At 69.6% G+C, this 19,072-nt stretch carries 15 protein-coding genes; 7 read left to right on the forward strand and 8 right to left on the reverse strand.

Going from position 1 to position 19,072, the window contains the following annotated elements:
- Positions 1-7: 7 nt before the first annotated feature.
- Positions 8-3,589 (reverse strand): protein kinase domain-containing protein, encoded by a 3,582-nt coding sequence (locus AC1HFH_RS00265; RefSeq protein WP_480245408.1) that lies wholly within the window; start codon positions 3,587-3,589, stop codon positions 8-10.
- 241 nt (positions 3,590-3,830) lie between these two features.
- Here AC1HFH_RS00265 and AC1HFH_RS00270 point away from each other — a divergent pair, with 241 nt between their 5' ends.
- Positions 3,831-4,307 carry a hypothetical protein gene (locus AC1HFH_RS00270; RefSeq protein ID WP_480245409.1) on the forward strand — a complete coding sequence of 159 codons (477 nt, stop codon included), beginning with the start codon at positions 3,831-3,833 and terminating at the stop codon, positions 4,305-4,307.
- 61 nt (positions 4,308-4,368) lie between these two features.
- Here AC1HFH_RS00270 and AC1HFH_RS00275 read toward each other — a convergent pair whose 3' ends face one another.
- On the reverse strand, positions 4,369-6,051 hold the full coding sequence (locus tag AC1HFH_RS00275) for a 2-isopropylmalate synthase (protein WP_480247986.1): 1,683 nt from the start codon (positions 6,049-6,051) through the stop codon (positions 4,369-4,371).
- A gap of 104 nt (positions 6,052-6,155) precedes the next feature.
- Here AC1HFH_RS00275 and AC1HFH_RS00280 point away from each other — a divergent pair, with 104 nt between their 5' ends.
- On the forward strand, positions 6,156-6,800 hold the full coding sequence (locus tag AC1HFH_RS00280; RefSeq protein ID WP_480245410.1) for an NAD-dependent epimerase/dehydratase family protein: 645 nt from the start codon (positions 6,156-6,158) through the stop codon (positions 6,798-6,800).
- Positions 6,801-6,814: 14 nt separating this feature from the next.
- Positions 6,815-7,501 carry a FadR/GntR family transcriptional regulator gene (locus tag AC1HFH_RS00285; RefSeq protein ID WP_480245411.1) on the forward strand — a complete coding sequence of 229 codons (687 nt, stop codon included), beginning with the start codon at positions 6,815-6,817 and terminating at the stop codon, positions 7,499-7,501.
- 141 nt (positions 7,502-7,642) lie between these two features.
- Here AC1HFH_RS00285 and AC1HFH_RS00290 read toward each other — a convergent pair whose 3' ends face one another.
- The 3 genes from AC1HFH_RS00290 to AC1HFH_RS00300 all read right to left on the reverse strand — a co-directional run bounded on the left by AC1HFH_RS00290 (position 7,643) and on the right by AC1HFH_RS00300 (position 10,364).
- Complete coding sequence (locus AC1HFH_RS00290) at positions 7,643-7,921, reverse strand: hypothetical protein (protein WP_480245412.1); 279 nt, start codon at positions 7,919-7,921, stop codon at positions 7,643-7,645.
- A gap of 218 nt (positions 7,922-8,139) precedes the next feature.
- Entirely contained in the window at positions 8,140-9,009 is an 870-nt protein-coding gene (locus AC1HFH_RS00295) for a MaoC/PaaZ C-terminal domain-containing protein (protein WP_480245413.1), read from the reverse strand.
- A complete protein-coding gene (locus tag AC1HFH_RS00300; protein WP_480245414.1) occupies positions 9,009-10,364 on the reverse strand; it encodes a 3-oxoacyl-ACP reductase in 1,356 nt (451 codons plus the stop codon). The genes AC1HFH_RS00295 and AC1HFH_RS00300 overlap by 1 nt, the downstream gene beginning before the upstream one ends.
- A gap of 139 nt (positions 10,365-10,503) precedes the next feature.
- On the opposite strand from AC1HFH_RS00300, the gene AC1HFH_RS00305 reads away from it, so the two are divergent.
- Complete coding sequence (locus AC1HFH_RS00305) at positions 10,504-11,826, forward strand: acetyl-CoA C-acetyltransferase (RefSeq protein ID WP_480245415.1); 1,323 nt, start codon at positions 10,504-10,506, stop codon at positions 11,824-11,826.
- Positions 11,827-11,896: 70 nt separating this feature from the next.
- On the opposite strand, the gene gnd is transcribed toward AC1HFH_RS00305, so the two are convergent.
- Complete coding sequence (gene gnd / locus AC1HFH_RS00310) at positions 11,897-12,925, reverse strand: phosphogluconate dehydrogenase (NAD(+)-dependent, decarboxylating) (RefSeq protein ID WP_480245416.1); 1,029 nt, start codon at positions 12,923-12,925, stop codon at positions 11,897-11,899.
- A gap of 345 nt (positions 12,926-13,270) precedes the next feature.
- On the opposite strand from gnd, the gene AC1HFH_RS00315 reads away from it, so the two are divergent.
- Positions 13,271-15,322 carry a VanW family protein gene (locus AC1HFH_RS00315; RefSeq protein ID WP_480245417.1) on the forward strand — a complete coding sequence of 684 codons (2,052 nt, stop codon included), beginning with the start codon at positions 13,271-13,273 and terminating at the stop codon, positions 15,320-15,322.
- A 16-nt stretch (positions 15,323-15,338) separates the two neighbouring features.
- Here the strand turns inward: AC1HFH_RS00315 and AC1HFH_RS00320 are convergent, their stop codons facing one another.
- Positions 15,339-15,950: a TetR/AcrR family transcriptional regulator gene (locus AC1HFH_RS00320; protein WP_480245418.1), complete on the reverse strand. Its 612-nt coding sequence runs from the start codon at positions 15,948-15,950 to the stop codon at positions 15,339-15,341.
- A 153-nt stretch (positions 15,951-16,103) separates the two neighbouring features.
- On the reverse strand, positions 16,104-17,282 hold the full coding sequence (locus AC1HFH_RS00325) for a glycoside hydrolase family 3 N-terminal domain-containing protein (RefSeq protein ID WP_480245419.1): 1,179 nt from the start codon (positions 17,280-17,282) through the stop codon (positions 16,104-16,106).
- 133 nt (positions 17,283-17,415) lie between these two features.
- Here AC1HFH_RS00325 and AC1HFH_RS00330 point away from each other — a divergent pair, with 133 nt between their 5' ends.
- Together AC1HFH_RS00330 and AC1HFH_RS00335 are read left to right on the forward strand one after the other, a co-directional pair.
- Positions 17,416-17,889, forward strand: a complete 474-nt coding sequence (locus AC1HFH_RS00330; protein ID WP_480245420.1) for a universal stress protein — start codon at positions 17,416-17,418, stop codon at positions 17,887-17,889.
- A gap of 63 nt (positions 17,890-17,952) precedes the next feature.
- On the forward strand, positions 17,953-19,065 hold the full coding sequence (locus tag AC1HFH_RS00335) for an isochorismate synthase (RefSeq protein ID WP_480245421.1): 1,113 nt from the start codon (positions 17,953-17,955) through the stop codon (positions 19,063-19,065).
- The last annotated feature ends 7 nt before the right edge of the window (positions 19,066-19,072 follow it).

The raw sequence follows: 19,072 nt of genomic DNA on the forward strand, positions 1-19,072 counted from the left end.
ACCGGCGCTACGCGAGCAGTCGGTCGAGGAAGTCGTGTGGCAGCTGCTCGGTCATGGGACCGGCATCGATGGCGCGGCTGTGCAGAACCCGCAGCACCGCGACCACGCCCGGGCCGGCATCCAGCAGCGGCCGGGTCCAGCCCAGTTCAGCGCAGGTCGACAGGGCGGGCAGTAGCAGGCCGGTGGCCTCGCCGACCCAGCCGGCGGCAGCGAGGGCCTCGGCCAGCAGCAGGGTGGCGTCCAGTTCGGCACGGGGACGGTGCTGGTCGAGTGTCTGCGCGTAGCGGGCCCGAGCCCGGCGAGCCGCCCGGTCATCGGCGCGACCGCCCTGTTCGGCGAGCAGGGCGCGCACCTCGGCCAGGTCGGCCGCCTCGGCGATCAGTGCGGCGGCACCGTGTCTGCGGTGCAGGTCGACGGCCGGGTGGTGTCCGTTGCCGACCGGCGCGTTCGGCGGCACCGGCAGGCCGATCCGCAGCCGTTCGGCCCGGATCTGGTCGGCCAGCCGGTCCAGGCCGTGCTCCGCGGCCAGCCGGGCGCCCTCGTCCAGCCGGGCCGCCGCCGTGTACAGGTCACCGAGGACCGCCTTCACGCGCGCACCGACCACGAAGGTGGCGACCAGGAAATCGACCGGGCCGACCCGGGTGACCAGTTCGTGGCTCTCGTCGAGGAGCCGGTCCGCGGTGTCCAGGTCCCCGCGCCGGTAGGCGAGCTCACCGAGCAGTGCGGCCGCCACCCGGGCGGCGTCCGAATGGCAGCCGGCCCGGTCCCGGGCGGTGTCGTAGGCCCGCTGGTAGCAGTCGGTGGCGGTGTCGATATCGAGCTGCTCGTAGGCCGCCGCACCCCTTGCGCACAACCCGAACACCGCGCCCAGCGGATCCTTGGATTCGGTGTGATAGGTATCGGCCCAGTCCTGCATCCGGGTGGCCGCGACGAAGTCGAAATCGCAGAGCCGGACGAACGAGGTCAGATTGGCAGCCGTGGACACCACCCAGCTGGGCAGCTGCTCCGGATCCTTCAGACACCGGGCGAGGATGTCGGCGACGCCCGCGGTGTCGTCGTGCGCGATCCGGTCGGCCATGTCCAGCACGGTCGCCGCGCAACGTTCCCGGCCGGGATCCGCGCCGGTACTACCGCGGGCGAGCAGGTTGGACAACCGGCCCAGGGCGGCCCGGGCCGGCGTGGACTGCTGCAGGTTCACATTCGCCCGCGCCACGGCCATCAGCAGTTTCGACCGGTTGGTCACCTGCTGCACCGGAAGTTTCGAGACCGAGCCGAGCAGGGTGGCCAGCCGGGAACCGTCGATCAGGTCCATGCCGCCGCTCTCCAGCAGGTCGGCGGCCAGCTTCATATCCGTTGCCGCCAGCGCGTGATCCACCGACTTACGCAGCAGCTGATGTTCGGCGAACCACCGGGCCGCCCGGCGGTGCAGCAGCTTCGCCCGGCCCGGATGCACCCGGTCCAGCCGGGCCCGCAGATGCTCGGCGAACAGCGGCTGCATGGTGAACCATTCCGGATCCTGCTCGCATCGACGCAGGAACAGCTCCCGCTCCACGGCCTGTTCGAGCCGGTGCACCGCCGTTTCGTCCTCGGCCAGCGCCGCGGCCAGCGAACCGTTGACCCGCTCGGCCACCGAGATCGCCATCAGGAACTCCAGCATTTCCGGTTCCACCGCGTCGATCACGTTCTCGGCCAGGTACTCCCGGATGCCGTGCCCACCCTCGGCGAGCGAGGCCAGCAGCCGGTGCGGGTCCGGGTCGTTGCGCAGGGACAGGCTGACCAGCTGAATCGCCGCGGGCCAGCCGTCGGTTGCGGCGTGGATCTGTTCCACCTGGTCATCGGTGAGCGGGAACCCGTTGTGCTCCACCAGGATCTGCCTGGTCTCCGCACCGGTCAGGCGCAGCTGCGCCGAACTCAGCTCGACCAGTTCGTCTCGGACCCGCAGCCGCCCGATCGGCAGTCCGCGGGTCTCCCGGCTGGTGACCACGAACCGGACGTGGTGACAACCGTTGTCCAGCAGGGTCGCCATCGCCCGCCGAACCGCCGGATCCTGGATCCGGTGCCAGTCCTCCACGATCACCACCACCGGGCGGTCGCTCTCGTGGATCTCGTCGATCAGCCGGGCGACGACGAATGCCGCCGCATCGTCGGATCGTTCCTCGAGCACCTGCACCAGACCCGCACCGACATCCGGTCGGACTCCGCGGATCGCTTCGATCAGGTGCGCCAGGAACCAGATCTCGTTGTCGTCGTCGCGATCCAAGCTCAACCAGGCCACCGGAATATCGCGGGAACCCAGTTCGGCCCGCCACTGCGCCGCGACGGTGCTCTTGCCGAACCCGGCCGGCGCGTGGATCAGGGCGAGCCGCCGGTGCCCGCCGCGGCGCAGCACGTCCAGCAACCGCTGCCGCGGCACCGGCGCCCGGGCCGGGCTGGGCGGCCGGAACTTGGTCGACGGCGTCGGCGGCAGCGTGGTGGTCCGGGCGGCTCGGGACCGGCTGGTCGAACTGGGGCCGGGCGTGGTCTCGGCCGATTCCGGCGTCGGCTCACCGTATGCCGTCGCCTGCCCGGTCCGGTGCCCCTCGTCCAGGTGCAGCGGCCGGCTACGGCGCGCGGTCACCGGAGAGCGCCCGCCTTCCGGCCGCGTGGCGGTCGCGCCCGTATCGTCGAGGAGGGCCATATGGTCGGGATCCTGCCCGTGGTCGAGTTGCACCGTGCGCAGCTGTTCACCGAATTCGTAGGCCGAGGCCGGACGGTCGGCCGGGTCCGGCGACATGGCGCGTTCGATCACCCGCGCCACATCGCCGGGAATGTCCTGATCCCGCAGGTCCGGTATCGGCTGGGTGGTGATCCGCAGGAACTGCGCCACCACCTTCTCCCCCTCCTGCCGTTCGAAGGCCGCATGCCCGGTGAGCAGGGCGAACAAGGTGGCACCCAGTCCGTAGACATCCGAGGCCGCGGTCGGGTCCGCACCCTTGAGTACCTCCGGTGCGGTGAAGGCGGGCGAACCGGTGATCAGGCTGCTGGAGGTGCGGAAGCTGCCGGGCACCCGCGCGATTCCGAAGTCGGTGAGCTGGGGTTCGCCGTACGGGCTGATCAGGACGTTGGCGGGTTTCACATCCCGGTGCAGGATCCCGGCCCGGTGCGCCGACTCGATGGCACCCGCGAGTTTCACCCCGGCCCGCAGGGTATCGGCCCAGCTCAACGGGCCGTTGTCGTGCACGTACTCCTCCAGCGATCCGCGCGCACAGTAGGGCATGACGATCAGCGGCCGACCCGAATCGGTGACACCGACCTGCAGGATGTCGACGATGTTCGGATGCCCCGACACCCGCCCCATCGCCTGTTCCTCCCGGAGGAACCGCTCGCGGCTCTCCTCGTCGATCGCCGAGGAGAGCACCTTCACCGCCACCACCCGGTCCAGGGCCGGCTGATCGCATCGATACACCACGCCGAATCCGCCGCGGCCGATCACCGCAGCCTCGGTCAACCCGGTTTCGGCGAGTTCGTGGACCAGCCCACTGTCGTCACCGGAGCCGATCACCTGGGCCTGCGTATCCACATCGACCGCAGCCGCATCTCGCGGATCCATGTGACCACCTCTTCACTTCGGCGTCACCGGCGTTCCGGTACTCCGCGCGGCCCCCTGCCGACCACGCACTTCCAACGTAGCGCGCGGGGGTATCGGACGGGTGAATATCCGCGCGTGCGCGCCGGGGTTCGATCGTGAAGTAGCGGTGGTCGGCTCGCTGTGCGAGCTGTTAACGGGGTAGCTTGATCGATGGATAGCAGAACGTCAATGTTCGTAATTCGATCGATCAGGAAGGCTTCCCATGCCGCAGCACCGTAAGAGCGTTATCCGGACCGCCACTGCGACACTCGCCGTCGGCGCAGCGACAGCGGCGGCGGCCGTATTCGGCGCCGGTAACGCGGCCGCCGACTGGTCGACACTGGTCGACATGTCCTGTGTCGGGATCAGCCCCAACATCGTCGACCTGCCCTACTCCGGCCAGGTCATCGCGAACGAGCCCTACCAGGCCCCCGGCACCTCGTTCACCATCAACACCGGCGCCAGCCTCTGGGGATACCAGACCAACCCGACACTCACCTGGACCAACCTCGCCACCGGCGCCACCGGCACCGTGACCGGCCACTCCCCGGTCTCGTCGTTCTTCGGCACCGGCGGCACCGTCTACTTCACCGCTCTGCCGACCGGTTCCGGCCCGGTCCGAGTCGACATCTCCGTCGTCAACACCGGCTTCGTCCCCGTTCCCCCGGTCACCTGCTCGGGCACCGTCGACGTGCCCTGATCCGGCACCCGGATACGCGGCGCGGCCGGCGTGCGCGCCTGCGGTGCGCCACGCCGGCCGTTCAGGCAGGTGCGGTGGCGCGGGCCGCGCGCAGGACCGCGTGCACGCTGGCGGTGAGGACGGACCGGTCCCGCCCGGCTGCCCAATGGGTGCCGGCGGCATTGCGGTATTCGACGAAGGTCAGCGCTTCACTGTCGCTGCCGGTGGTGAGCGAGGTCTGGTGCAAGGAGAGGATCTCGACACCGATGCTCTGCTCCTCCAGCAGCCGGACGATGGCGTCGACGGGGCCGATGTCGTCGTATTTGCCGCTGTGTTCGACTCCGTGGATGTCCAGGCGTACCTCGGTGCGGCTGATGCCGTCCTGGCTCACGGATTCGAGGGCGAGTAGCTCGATCCCCCGGCTGCCGGCAGCCAGGTAGGCGGATTCGAACAGGGCGAGCAGTTGGGCCGGGTCGAGTTCGAGACCGGTGCTGTCGGCGCGTTCCTGGACTCGCCGCGCGAAGTCGATCTGCAGCCGACGAGGCAGTTCGATCCCGTACTCCTCCTCCAGCAGGTAGGCGATACCGCCCTTGCCCGACTGCGAGTTGACGCGGATGACGGCGTCGTAGGCCCGCCCGATATCCGCGGGGTCGATGGGCAGGTAGGGCACCCGCCATTCGATATCACGCTCCGAGCGGTTCTCGGCCGCTGCCCGGTTCCGATGCTCGGCGAAGCCCTTCTTGATCGCATCCTGATGTGTGCCGCTGAACGCGGTGTGCACCAGGTCGCCGACGTACGGGTGCCGCGCGTGCACTTCGATGCCGTTGCAGTACTCGACGGTACGGCGGATCTCATCGATATCGGAGAAGTCGATCATCGGGTCGACCCCTTGGGCGTGCAGGTTCAGCGCCAGGGTGGCGATGTCGACATTGCCGGTACGCTCGCCGTTACCGAAGAGGCATCCCTCGACCCGCTGTGCGCCCGCCAGGACGGCCAGTTCGGCGCACGCGATGCCGGTGCCGCGGTCGTTGTGCGGGTGCACCGAGAGAATCACCGCATCACGCCGGGCGAGATGCTTGTCCATGTACTCGATCTGGTCGGCGTACACATTGGGTGTGGCGATCTCGACGGTGGCAGGCAGATTGAGGATCACCGGGCGATCCGGCGTCGCATCCCAGAGGCCGGTGACCGCGTCACAGATCTCGACCGCGTAGTCGGGTTCGGTGAGATTGAAGACCTCCGGGGAGAACTCGAACCGGACGTTGGGCAGCTGCCCCGCCAGTTCGAGCACATCGCGCCCACTGGCGAGGATCATATCCAGCAGTTCCTCGCGCCCCCTCCCGAGCACCACATCACGCCAGATCGGGGCGGTGGCGGTGTACATGTGGATGACCACCGGGTTGCGGATACCGCGGATCGCGGCCACGGTCCGCTCGATCAGATCGCGGCGGGCCGGGGTGAACACGACGATCGTGACATCGTCGGGAGCAATATCCGACTCGGCGACGAGCCGCACGAAGTCGAAGTCCGTCCGGGAGGCAGACGGGTATCCGACCTCGATCTCCTTGTACCCCATGGCGACCATCAGCTCGAAGAACCGGCGTTTACGGATGGGGTCCATCGGTTCGGGCAGGGCCTGGTTGCCGTCGCGCAGGTCGACCGGCACCCACAGCGGCGCCTGAGTCAGCCGGCGGCCGGGCCATTCTCGTTCCCCGAGCGGGACGTCGACCCGCGTGTGGACGTCGCGGTAGCGGTGTGAAGGCATCCGGGAGGCACGCTGCCGGTTCCATGCGGGTGCGGCGGACTGGATCAGCATATCGGCCACGCTAGCACAACTCCTCAGACAAGTAGACAGGTAAGATGTCGCCCATGCGTAGCGAACCGGCTTCCGCCGCCACCGCCGCCGTCCCCGGACTCCGAGTCTTCGTCGCAGGAGCCACCGGCGTCATCGGATCTCGCCTGTTGCCGCTGCTCACCCGAGCCGGCCACACTGTCGCGGGCATGACCCGGACCGCGGCGAAAACCGATACGGTCCGGTCGCTCGGTGCCGAGCCGGTGCTGTGCGATGTCTACGATGCGACCGCGCTGACGGTGGCGATCGGCGACTTCCGGCCCGACGTCGTACTCCACCAACTCACCGACCTGCCGGACAACGCAGCGGAGCTGCCGGCGCGGCGGGCCGGCAACGCACGCATTCGCATCGCGGGCACCCGCAATCTCATTGCCGCCGCGACGGCTGCCGGCTGTCGACGCCTCCTCGCGCAGAGTGTCGCCTGGGAACTTCCTCCCGGCGACGGCGCCGATGCGGTCCGAGCCCTCGAGGACGCCGTGCTCGGCTTCGACGGCGTGGTGCTGCGCTACGGCCAGTTCTACGGGCCCGGCACCTTCCACCCCGGCGCACCACCGGCCGGTCCGCGGATCCACATCGATGCCGCCGCCGAACGCACGGTCGCGGCACTGGATCGCACCACCGGTGTCGTCACACTGACCGACGACACCGGCGCATCGGCCTGAGAGAGTCTCGATCCATGGAACAGGTGCAGAGAACGTCGCTGGCCGATCAAGCGGCGCGACTCCTCCTCGAACGGATCCGGTCGGGCGAGTGGCCGATCGGGGCGAAGCTACCCGGCGAGACGACCCTGGGCCCGCAGCTCGGCGTCGGACGCTCGACCGTCCGGGAAGCGATCCGGCAACTGGCCGGACGCGGGGTACTCCGGACCCGACAGGGAGCCGGGGTCTTCGTCACCGCACTCGACGTCGGCGACGATTGGGACGTCGTCTTGCGGCAGGCCGATATCGCCGCGGTCATCGAGGGCCGCATCGCCATCGAAACCGAGGCCGCAGCCCTTGCCGCGCAGCGGCGCACCGCAACGGATGTGCGAACGATACGCCGCGCTCTCGCCCAACGGGTCACGGACGGGCAGACGACCGAGGAGTACGTCGATGCCGATATGGCGCTGCACCGCGCCGTCGTGGCCGCGGCCCACAACACCGTCCTACTGGAGATCTTCGACGGATTCGTGCCCCGGGTCCGTCAGGCCATGATCGACATGCTCGAACTGCAGCCGACGCACACCCCATGCGACGCAGACGCGGCCGGCAGCGACCAGGAGGCACACGCCGAACTGGTGCAGGCCATCGCCGACCGCGAACCGGCCAGGGCCGCCCAGCTGAGCCGGTCGCACCTCACCGCCCTGAAGGAAGCGCTGGCATGAGCTCCGAGACGACTGTCGCCGGACGCACAGTCGCATCCAGTTCACCGACGAGGTGCCGCCGGAATCGGGCGGCGCGAACTGGATGCGACCGGGACGCAAACGATGTGCCGCCCCGCCGGAGGTAACGGGGCGGCAGATTGATCAGGAGGTGGCGTCGTCGCCGGCGTCGCCGCCGCTGCTGCCGGTGTTCAGAAGTTCGAGGACGGGGACGAGGATGGCCGACAGGTCCTCGGACGAGGAGCCGGTGCCCTCCTCCTCGGCGACCGCCTCGGTCTCACTCGCGGCCGAGCCGGTCAGCAGGGGCAGAACGGTTTCGGCCGAGCCGGTATCGGTTTCCTCGGCGACTGCGGCACCGGCGCCGGCCAGGGTCAGAGCAGCCGCCGCCGTGATCGCGACACCGAAGGTACGGAACATGCGCATGAAGTGAATCTCCTCGTTTACCAATTGTCGACCCATTCGCCGACGACGATGAATTTCTATCACCGGGATTCGGTAAATTCAGGAAATCGGCCGCCCCCACTTCATGCGCCCGTGAAAATACTGCCCAAGTAATTCGGGGCTTGCCGAACAACCCCGGCCAGGTGCGAAAACAGCGAGGGCCGGGCACCTGTCAGGTGCCCGGCCCTCGAATTCTGCACTCAGCGCAGTGTTGCCGTCAGATGGGGGTAGCCCTTTTTCGGGTGCAGCATCGAAAGGTCCCAGCCGGTACCCACTCGATCCGCATACACATTGACGGTGCCCGGCAGGAATACCGGCTTGCCGAACTTCACCGCGTATTCCGCCCGGTCCGGAATGCGCCCCTCCACGGTGCCGAGAATCGCTGCGGCGGACCACATGCCGTGGGCGATGGTCTTCGGGAAACCCATCGCCTTGGCACCGAGACCGGAGACGTGGATCGGATTGTGGTCGCCGGACGCCGCGGCGTAGCGGTTGATCATCTTCTGATCGACCCGCAGCGCCCGCAGCGGCGGGGGCGGCACCTCTTCCGGCTTCGGTTCCGGCTTCGGGCCACCCGACAGCGAGGTGCGCTGCTGGTGCAGGAAGGTGGTGACCTGGCGCCACACCTGTTCCCGGCCGACGCTCACCTCGGTGATCGCATCGACGAGCAGCCCCTTGGGGTGCTCGCGCAGGTTCTCGACATGGGTGGTGAAATCGAGCGGTTCGGCCAGCGAGATGGGCCGGGTGCGTTCGATGACGTTCTCGAAATGCACGGCACCGACGGCGCTGAACGGAAAGTCCCGGGCCACCACCAGCTGCATCGCCAGCGGGAAGCTGAGGATGAACGGGTAGGTCAGCGGCAGGGTGTCGCCGAAGCGCAGGCCGGTGGCGTGGCAGTAGGCGGCCAGGTGATCGGGGTCGACCCGGACGCCGTCGAGCTGCACCTGCCGGTCCGGGATATCGGCCTTACGCGCCGAGAACGGGCCGGGCAGCGGGACGGCGCCCAGCGCCGCCTTGGCGTAGAGACCGCCGTTCGCAGGGGTTTCGGTGAGGGTGATCGTCTCGGTCATCAGGCACCGATCAGGCTCTGGCCGCAGACGCGGACGACATTGCCGTTCACCGCGTTCGACGCCGGGCCGGCGAAGTAGGCGATGGTCTCGGCGACGTCGACGGTCTGCCCGCCCTGCAGCAGCGAGCTCATCAGCCGGCCGGCCTCCCGGGTGCCGAGCGGGATGGCCGCGGTCATCGCGGTCTCGATGAAGCCGGGGGCGACGGCGTTGATGGTGATGCCCTTCTCGGCCAACTTCGGAGCCTCGGCGTTCACCATGCCGATCACGCCCGCCTTGGAGGCGCCGTAGTTGGTCTGGCCGCGGTTGCCGGCGATACCGGCGATGGAGGACACGTCGATCACGCGGCCACCGGCCTTCAGGGCGCCCTTGGCGACGAGGCCCTCGGTGATCCGGTGCGGGGCGGCGAGATTGACGTTGATGACCGAATTCCAGCGGCCCTCGTCCATATTCGCCAGCAGCTTGTCGCGGGTGATGCCGGCGTTGTGCACGACGATGTCGAGCGCGCCGAAGCGCTCCAGGGCGAAGTCGGCGAGCCGTTCCGCGGCGTCGGCGGCGGTCACGTCGAGGGCCAGCGCGGTCGCGCCGATCTTGTTCGCGGTGTCGGACAATGCCTCACCGGCGGCGGGGATATCGGCGACGATCACCTTCGCACCGTCGCGCACGAACACCTCGGCGATGGTGGCACCGATGCCACGCGCGGCACCGGTCACCACGGCGACCTTGCCGTCCAGCGGCTTGTTCCAGTCGGCGGGGGCCTGCGCATCGTCCTTGCCGACCCGGATGACCTGGCCGTCGACGAAGGCGGACTTACCCGACAGCAGGAACCGCAGCGTGGATTCCAGGCCGGTGGCGGCGGCGTTCGCCTCGGGGTGCAGGTACACCAGCTGGGCGGTGGCGCCGCGCAGCAGCTCCTTGGCCACCGAGCGGGTGAAGCCCTCGAGGGCACGCTGGGCGATCTGGCCGTCCACCGAATCGGTGAGCTCCGGGGTGGTGCCGATCACGACCACGCGGCCGGAGCCGGCCAGGCTGCGCATCGCGGGCTGGAAGAACTCGAACAGCTGCTCGAGCTCGTCGATGGTGCCGATGCCGGTGGCGTCGAAGACCAGGGCGCCGTATTTGGTGCCGGGGGTCAGCGCATCGGCGAAGGTGTAGTCGGAGAGCAGCGCACGCACCGGCTCGGCGACGCGGCCCTTACCACCCAGCAGCACCGGGCCGGGCAGGGCCGGCTCACCCGGGGTGTAGCGGCGCAGGTCGGCCGGCTGGGGCAGGCCCAGCTTGCCCGCCAGGAACGCGCCGGGGGCGGAGTGGATGAACGATCCGTAGAGGTTGGGTGCACCCTTGCTCTTGGCAGCCACTGTTCCTACCTTCTCTTCGCTCGAGGTTGAGGGTGGAGTCGACAACGAACTTACTCCAGAGTAAGTTTAATGTAAACCGGATCGTCGGCCACCACACCCCGGCGCCGGAAACACACCCGACGAGACCTTGGAGACTCGAGTGACAAGCAAAGCCCGCTCGGCAAAGACGTCCGCCAAGACCGCGAAGACCCAGCGTCCGGTTGCGATCCTGGGCGGCAACCGGATCCCGTTCGCTCGTTCCGACAAGGCCTACGCGCACGCATCCAATCAGGACATGTTCACCGCCACGCTGGACGGCCTGGTGAGCCGCTTCGGCCTGCAGGGCGAGCGCCTGGGCATGGTCGCCGGCGGCGCGGTGCTCAAGCGAGTCGGCGAGCACGGCATGATCCGGGAGAGCGTGCTCGGCTCCACGCTGAGCCCCTACACCCCTGCCCACGATCTGCAGATGGCCTGCGGCACCGGCCTGCAGGCCGTGGCCACCGTCGGCGATGCCATCGCCGCGGGCCGCATCGAGGCCGGTATCGGCGGCGGCACCGACACCACCTCGGACGCCCCGATCGGCGTCAGCGAGGACATGCGGGAATGGATGCTGACCGCCAACCGCGCCAAGACCAACAAGGACCGGCTCAAGCTGGTCGGCCAGCTGCGGCCGTCGATGCTCGGCATCGAGATCCCGCGCAATGCGGAACCGCGCACCGGCCTGTCGATGGGTGAGCACGCCGCGATCACCGCCAAGGAGTTCGGTGTCAGCCGGGAGGCGCAGGACGAACTCGCCTATCTGTCGCACAAGAACATGGCCGCTGCCTACGACCGCGGCTTCTTCGACGACCTGATCACCCCGTTCCTGGGCCTGACCCGCGACGACAACCTGCGCCCGGGCTCCACGGTGGAGAAGCTGGCCACCCTGAAGCCGGTGTTCGGCACGAAGCTGGGCGACGCCACCATGACCGCGGGTAACTCCACCCCGCTGACCGACGGCGCCTCGGCGGTGCTGCTCTCCAGCGAGGAGTGGGCCGCGCAGCACAACCTGCCGGTGCTGGCCCGCCTGGTCGACAGCGAGGTCGCCGCGGTCGATTACATCCACGGCCCGGACGGCCTGCTGATGGCACCCACCTACGCGGTGCCGCGGCTGCTCGCCCGCAACGGCCTCACCCTGCAGGATTTCGACTACTACGAGATCCACGAGGCCTTCGCCTCGGTGGTGCTGGCCACCCTGGCCGCCTGGGAGTCGGACGCCTACTGCAAGGAGCGGCTGGGCCTGGACGGCGCGCTGGGCTCCATCGACCGCAGCAAGCTGAACGTCAACGGTTCGTCGCTGGCCGCGGGCCACCCGTTCGCCGCCACCGGCGGCCGGATCGTCGCCTCCACCGCCAAGATGCTGGCGGAGAACGGCGGCGGGCGCGCACTGGTCTCCATCTGCGCCGCCGGCGGCCAGGGCGTCACCGCGATCATCGAGCGGTAAACGCTTGCCATGACGACAGCGGCCGGGGTGGTGTACCCCGGCCGCTGTGGCAGCTACAGCTCCCCGTCGCTCACTTCTTGATCTCGTTGTGTCCGCCGAACGCCTTGCGCATGGCGGACAGCATCTTGTCGGCGTACTCGGACTCGCCCCGCGAGGAGAAACGCTGGAACAGCGCGGCGGACAGGACCGGCACCGGGGTCGCCGTGTCGATGGCGGCGTCGATGGTCCACCGGCCTTCGCCGGAGTCGGAGACCCGGCCTCCGAAGGAGTCCAGATTCGGATCGGCGTAGAGGGCGCCGGCCGTCAGATCCAGCAGCCAGGACGCGACGACCGAGCCGCGGCGCCAGACCTCGGTGATCTCCGGGATGTCCAGGTCGTACCGGTAGTACTCGGGGTGTTCCATCGGAGCGACCTCGGCCGAATGCTCGCCGTCGGTGTACTCGGCACCCAGATTCGCGTGATGCAGCAGGTTGAGCCCTTCGGCGTAGGCGGCCATCGCACCGTACTCGATGCCGTTGTGCACCATCTTCACGAAATGGCCCGCACCGGCGGGACCGCAGTGCAGGTAGCCCTGTTCGGCTGGCGCGGGCTCGCCGGTGCGTCCCGGCGTCCGCGGCGCCGCGTCCACGCCCGGTGCGATCGACTTCAGCAGCGGCTCGATGTGCTGCACCGATTCCTTCTCGCCGCCGATCATCAGGCAGTAGCCGCGGTCCAGCCCGAACACGCCGCCGGAGGTACCGATGTCGAGGTAGTGGATGCCCTTCGGTTCCAGCTGCTTCGCCCGGGCGATGTCGTCGTGGTAGCGGCTGTTGCCGCCGTCGATGATGATGTCGCCGGGTTCGAGCAGCTCACCGAGGTCGTCGATCACCGCGCCGGTCGCACCGGCCGGGATCATCACCCACACCACCCGCGGCGCGTCCAGCCGGGCGACGAACTCCTTCAGATCGGTCGTGCCCGAGAAGCTGCCCGCCAGCTCGCCGGTCAACTCGTCGATCGGCCCCTGGTCGCGTTCGTAGCCGACGGCGGTGTGCCCATCCCGGACGATCCGGCGAACGATGTTGGCCCCCATCCGGCCGAGGCCGATCATTCCCAGCTGCATGCGTGCTCCCTCGTAGTGTGACGGACCCAGTAGTGTGACGGACCCTGACGGCGGGTATCGGCCCGATTCTCTCGCGCCCGCGCGCACACCTGCACGCGGCATCTCGATTCGGGGTGTAACACCTGCGCGCGGTCACCGATACACAGATCGGCCCCGTGCAGTTGCCAGACCCCCGACCCGGCAACTGCACGGGGCCTTCCTGCTGTCGAGGACCGGTCGTCGACAGTGTCACGTACATCTCACCGGATGCCCCGCCCGGCGACCGGCGATATCGTGGTTCGATGCCCGTGCCCCGGCACGAAACAGCGAACAGCCGCGCACCGCTCGACGCAGAGGAGTATTTCCGTGCCCAGCCACCCGACGTCCGGTACGCCGGGGCCAGGCCCCGATTCCGGCGGCGAAGTCGGATTGCGCCGACTCCTCGAAGCCAACCGGATCAGCGACGATACCCCCACCACCATCCTGCCTGCCGGTGACGAGACACCCACCACGGTACTGTCCGCCGCGGGCAGCAGCGGTACGGGCGGAAAGCGACCGGTTCCGGCCTGGCTGAACAAGCTGTCCGGCAAGACGGGGCTGTCGCCGGGCAAGCTGATCGCCATCGGCGCCGGTGGCGTGCTGGCCTTGGCAGTCTTCGGCTATCTGGCCGATCGAGCGGCCACCGCGGGCGAGGTGCCGCGCGGTGTGGTGGTCGCCGGAATCGAACTCGGCGGTATGGACCGGCAGGAAGCCGAAACCCTCCTCCGCACCGAACTCGACACCAAGCTGGCGCAGGAACTGCCGGTCCGGGCCGCCGAGCACGAGTACCGCATGGTCCCGGCCGAAGCCGGGCTCGGCGTCGACTGGGACACCACCTGGGACCGGATCGGCGGTCAGCCCGCCAACCCGGTTACCAGGCTGTTCTCCCTGTTCGGCGACCGCACCGTGCCGGTCGCGTCCACCGTCGACGAGCCCGTCCTCGACCGGGTGATCGGCGAATTCCGGGACGGCGATGTGCCGACCGTGGAGGGCAACGTCCACTTCGAGAACGGCAGCCCGGTAGCGGTGCCGCCGGTCCCCGGCCGCGTCCTGGACGCCGAGGCCGCCCACCGGATCGTCATCGACGAGTGGCCGACCGCCACGGCGCTACAGCTGCCGGTGATCGACGCGCCGGTCGAGGTGACCCGGGAAGGTGTCGACGCGGCACTGCGGGATATCGCGACCCCGGCCGTGGCCGGGCCGATCGAGTTCACCGGGAAGGACGGCGCCACCGCCGTCCTGGGCGCCGAGCAGATCGCCACGGTGCTGTCGTTCGTTCCGGACGGGCACGGCGGGCTCACCCCCCGCGTCGACAACGACGCCGTCACCGCGGCACTCGCACCGCAGCTGGCCGATTCCGAGGTGCAGCCCGAGGACGCCCGGTTCACCTTCGACGGCGGTGTCCCGTCGGTGATCCCCGCCGTCGTCGGCGAGAAGGTCGACTGGCCCGCGACACTCGAGCAGCTGCCCGCCCTGCTCACCACCACCGGCCCGCGCAGCGCCGAGGCGGTCTACGCGACCGCCGAGCCGAAGTTGACCACCGAGGCCGCCGAGGCCCTCGGCATCGAGGCCCCGATCGGGGAGTTCACCACCAGTGGATTCAGCGGACCGTCCGGGGTGAACATCCGCACCGTCGCCGCCGAAGTGAACGGCGCCGTGGTCCGGCCCGGCGAGACTTTCTCGCTCAACGGACACACCGGTCACCGGGGTGTCGCCGAGGGCTACGTGGAATCGGGGATCATCAACCACGGTCGGCCCGATACCGCCGTCGGCGGCGGCATCTCCCAGTTCGCCACCACCCTCTACAACGCGGCGTACTTCGCCGGCATGGAGGATGCCGGACACACCGAGCACAGCTACTACATCTCCCGCTACCCGGAGGCCCGCGAGGCCACGGTCTTCGACGGCGTGATCGACCTGCAGTTCCGCAACAACAGCGAAACCGGGGTCTACATCCAGGCGTACGCGGATGCCAGCCAGGTCACCGTGACCCTGTGGGGCACCAAAACGGTGGACGTCGAATCGATCACCGGGGAACGCACCGCCTACACCGACCCGGAGACGCTGACCCTGCCCGAGGGCGAGGAATGCATTCCCACCGAGGGGGCCCGCGGCTTCACCGTCTCCGATACCCGGGTGATCACCGACGCGAACACCGGGGCGCAGATCTCACGCACCACCCGGACCGTGAAGTACGACCCGATTCCGGTGGTGAAATGCGGCGAGCCGGAGCAGGAGGAGGAGCCGGCCGAGGACACCGAGGCCACCGGCCAGCGGCCCACCGCCGAGGAGCCACCGACGCCCACCACCCAGGCGCAGGCCCCGGCCGGTACGCCCACGCCCACTCCTACGGCGACGGAGTCGGAGTCGGAGAACTGAGATCACCGATCCGGCGTCAGTCCGCCGGATCGGCCTCCTTCTTGCGGCCGGCCAGACCGCGCCAGGCGAGGTCGTCGAGCAGGTCCACGGCCTCGGCGACCTCGATCCGGCCGGTGGCGACCCGGTCGGCGATCGCCTCACCGGCGCCGATCACGGCCACCGCGACGACATCGAAGTTGGTGCCGGGCTCGGCGTGCTTGGCACTGGATTCCAGCAGTTTGGCGGTCAGCTCGATGACCCGCTCCCGGGCGTTGTCGATCTCCGAGGCGAAGGCCTGCTGCCCGATCGCCTGCCGGTACAGCACCTGCCAGGACTGCCGGTTGCGGTCGACGAAATCGAGGAAACCCTCCAGCGCGGTCCGCACCTGCTCATGCGGGCTCAGCTGCGGATTCCCGGCCGGGGCGACCGACTCGATGAAGCGCATCCCCTCCCGCTGGATACAGGCGCGGAAGAGCTCGTCCTTGGACCCGTAGTACAGGTACAGCATCGGTTTCGAGATCTCGGCCTCGGCCGCGATCGCATCCATCGAGGTGTCGTGATAACCCTTGCGGGCGAACACCTCGACCGCGGCGTCCAGCATCTGCTGCTCGCGAACCGCTCTCGGAAGTCGCTTCGTTCCGCCCGCCATCCACTCTCCTACCGCCTGATGAACCACTATCTTACTGCAAGGTAAGTTCGCTCGCGGAGATTTGCCGGGCAGTCGCCCGCGCCCCGGGAGCCCACTCACCCGATCCGGCCGCCACCCGTGCGGCGGCCGGGCGACGACTGTACGGCGCGAGGTTCAGCAGGTCAGCGGCGCGCCCTTGAACCGGGCCATCCGCAGCACCGAGGCGTCGACCCGATCGGCGGGCAGCCGTCCGGCAACCACGGCCTGCTCGAGCTGATCCAGCACCTGAGGCACCGCGTCGGTGCTGATCCACAGGGCATTGTCGGCACCGGCCACCAACGCGGCCTCGACCGCATCGGAGATCGACATGCGATCGGTGATCGCCGCCATCCCGCCGAGATCGTCGGTGAAGATCGGCCCGTCGAACGGTGCCGCACCGTAGCCGACACCATCGCGCAGCAACGCCATCGCCTCCGGGCTGATGCTGGCCGGGACGCCGGGCGTGGTCAGCCCGGGAACGTCGAGATGCCCGACCATCACCGCCGCACCCGATCCGATCAGGTCCCGGTACGGCACCAGATCCGAGTTCTGCAGCTGATCCAGCGGCGGGGTCTGCACCGCACCGGTGTGCGAATCACCCGAACCGGACCCGTGTCCGGGGAAGTGCTTCATCACCGCGCCGAGACCGACCTCGTTGGCGGCCCGGATGTAGGCCCCGGCGTATTCGGTCACGGTGCCGGGGTCCGCACTGTAGGAACGGTCGCCGATCACGGTGTCGTCCGGCTGGCTGCTGACATCGACATCGGGGGCGAAGTTCACCGTCACGCCGAGCTCCTGCAGCTGCCGGGTGCGGTTCAGCGTCTCCTCGTAGTGCTGCTCCGGAGTCTGCGTCTGCGCCACCACCCGCGCCGACGGCGCCGCCCCGATCAGATCCTTCGCCCGGGAGACCCGGCCACCCTCCTCGTCGATGGTGACCATCAGCGGGGCCGTGGCCACCGCCTTCACCTCGTCGAGCGCGGCGGATCCGAGCAGACCCGGATCGGTCCAGCTGCCGATGAAGATGCCGCCGACCTGTTCGCTGCGCACCACGTTCGAGGCATCCGCGGCGCCGGTCACCCCGACCGTCAGCAGTTGGGCGAGTTTCTCGCGCTGGGTGAATCCGGCCAGGTAGTCGTCCGTGCAATCGGCGGGCACATGCTTCGGCGTCGGCCCGGTGATCCCCGGCGAGGTCTCCGGCGCCGACCCGGCGGCACCGGTGGTGCCGGTGGCCGCCGATTCGGTGGGCGAACCGCTGGAACAGGCGGTGGCCACGGCGGCCAGGACCGCGCACACGACCAGGGGCGTTTTCCGCATGCCGACCACGGTAGTCGCCGTGCGGCGCGGTGGCCCGCAGGACCGGCGGGAAATCACGACACGACCGGGCTTCGCACCCGGCCCCGGGAAACCTGCGTAGCCTGGGAGACAACGCCCGAGGTAGGAGTCGGCCATGCCCTGCGATCGGATGCTCATCGCCTACGACGGATCGGAGAATGCGCAGCGCGCGATCGAATACGCGGGGCGCTTCCTCACCGCCGAGCGCGCCGTGGTGCTCACCGCCTGGGAACCGATGGTGCGCCAGGCCGCGCGCATCTCCGGGATCTCCGGGGTGCTGCAACCGGACTGGCTCCCCGAGGAACAGTCCGAGGACCTCGCCTACCTCTCCGCCCGAGACACCAACACCGAGGGCGTCCGGCTGGCCCGGGAGGCCGGGCTCAACGCCGAGGCCCGCACCGCCGAATGCACCACCACCATCTGGAACGCCATCGTGGACTGCGCCGACGAGCTCGATGTGGACATCATCGTCGCCGGCACCCGCGGCGCCACCGGATTGCGGGCGCTGCTGCACAGCAGCGTCGCCGATGCCGTGCTGAAGCACTCCCACCGCCCGGTCCTGCTGGTGCCGCCGCCCTGCGAACACTGACCGGCCGAGGCATCGCTCACATCCCGGCGGGGACGGCTCGGCAGGCACCTAGACTCCGATCCGATGGACGAGTTCATGCTCGCGCAGCCGGATGCGGTGGTGCGCGGTTCGGGCACCCGGGCCGCGTACCCCGACACGGCCGACGCCCGCCGGGCGGTACGCGCGGGACATCCGATCGTCGGCGCCCTGCCGTTCGACCCCGCCGGCCGCGCCGCCCTCTGGACACCCGACGAGCTCGTCCGGACCGCGGGCCCCTGGCAGCCCGCCGCACTACCTCCCCTGCCACCGATGACGGTGTCCGCACAGGATCCGGATCCGGCCGAACACCTGGTCCGGGTCCGGAAGCTGGTGGCCGAGATCTCCGCGCCGGAGGCAGCCCTGCAGAAGGTGGTGGCCGCCCGATCCATGCTGGTCGCGGCCACCGACCCGATGCCGCCCGAAGTCGTCGCCGCCCAGCTGCTCACCCGTCATCCGCGAGCGAGCGTCTACGCAGTGGATCTCGCCGTCGGTGGTCGCCCGGGTGCGACCCTGCTCGGCGCGACGCCGGAAGTCCTGGTGGCCCGGCACGGTACCGAGGTGACGTTGCGGCCACTCGCCGGCACCCTGCCCCGGTCCGCCGATCCGGCCGCCGATGCGGAACAGGCACAGGAACTGCTGGCCAGTCGCAAGAACCGGGCGGAACACCGGTTCGTGGTGGACTGGATCGCCGACCGACTGCAGCCGGTCTGTACCCACCTGACGATTCCGGAACAGCCGCAGCTGCACGCCACCGGGGAGGTCTGGCATCTGGCCACTCCGATCCATGGCACCCTCGCCGACCCGGCCGTCACCGCCCTGGATCTGGCGGTGCTGTTGCATCCCACCCCGGCCGTCAACGGGACACCGTTCGCGGATGCCCTGGCCGCGATCCTCTCGGACGAGCCCGACCGTGGCTTCTACGGCGGGGCCGCCGGCTGGTGCGATGCCCGCGGGGACGGTGCATGGGTGGTCGCCATCCGGGGCGGCGAACTGGCCGCCGATCGGCGCAGCCTGCGCGCCTGGGCCGGCGGAGGCATCGTCGCCGATTCCGACCCCGGCACCGAGCTCGCCGAGACCACCGCGAAGTTCCGGACCCTGCTCGGGGCGCTCGGCTGTCCGGTGCCGGCCGACTCCGCCGAAACGCCGGGCCGGGCGTAGCCGCGTA

This window comes from Nocardia sp. KT25-26, assembly GCF_056627695.1.

Excerpts from the sequence above, each read along its gene's own strand:
- AC1HFH_RS00265 (WP_480245408.1), bottom strand. The coding sequence starts at position 3,589 with ATGGATCCGCGAGATGCGGCTGCGGTCGATGTGGATACGCAGGCCCAG.
- AC1HFH_RS00270 (WP_480245409.1), top strand. The coding sequence starts at position 3,831 with ATGCCGCAGCACCGTAAGAGCGTTATCCGGACCGCCACTGCGACACTC.
- AC1HFH_RS00275 (WP_480247986.1), bottom strand. The coding sequence starts at position 6,051 with ATGCCTTCACACCGCTACCGCGACGTCCACACGCGGGTCGACGTCCCG.
- AC1HFH_RS00280 (WP_480245410.1), top strand. The coding sequence starts at position 6,156 with ATGCGTAGCGAACCGGCTTCCGCCGCCACCGCCGCCGTCCCCGGACTC.
- AC1HFH_RS00285 (WP_480245411.1), top strand. The coding sequence starts at position 6,815 with ATGGAACAGGTGCAGAGAACGTCGCTGGCCGATCAAGCGGCGCGACTC.
- AC1HFH_RS00290 (WP_480245412.1), bottom strand. The coding sequence starts at position 7,921 with ATGCGCATGTTCCGTACCTTCGGTGTCGCGATCACGGCGGCGGCTGCT.
- AC1HFH_RS00295 (WP_480245413.1), bottom strand. The coding sequence starts at position 9,009 with ATGACCGAGACGATCACCCTCACCGAAACCCCTGCGAACGGCGGTCTC.
- gnd (WP_480245416.1), bottom strand. The coding sequence starts at position 12,925 with ATGCAGCTGGGAATGATCGGCCTCGGCCGGATGGGGGCCAACATCGTT.
- AC1HFH_RS00320 (WP_480245418.1), bottom strand. The coding sequence starts at position 15,950 with ATGGCGGGCGGAACGAAGCGACTTCCGAGAGCGGTTCGCGAGCAGCAG.
- AC1HFH_RS00325 (WP_480245419.1), bottom strand. The coding sequence starts at position 17,282 with ATGCGGAAAACGCCCCTGGTCGTGTGCGCGGTCCTGGCCGCCGTGGCC.
- AC1HFH_RS00330 (WP_480245420.1), top strand. The coding sequence starts at position 17,416 with ATGCCCTGCGATCGGATGCTCATCGCCTACGACGGATCGGAGAATGCG.
- AC1HFH_RS00335 (WP_480245421.1), top strand. The coding sequence starts at position 17,953 with ATGGACGAGTTCATGCTCGCGCAGCCGGATGCGGTGGTGCGCGGTTCG.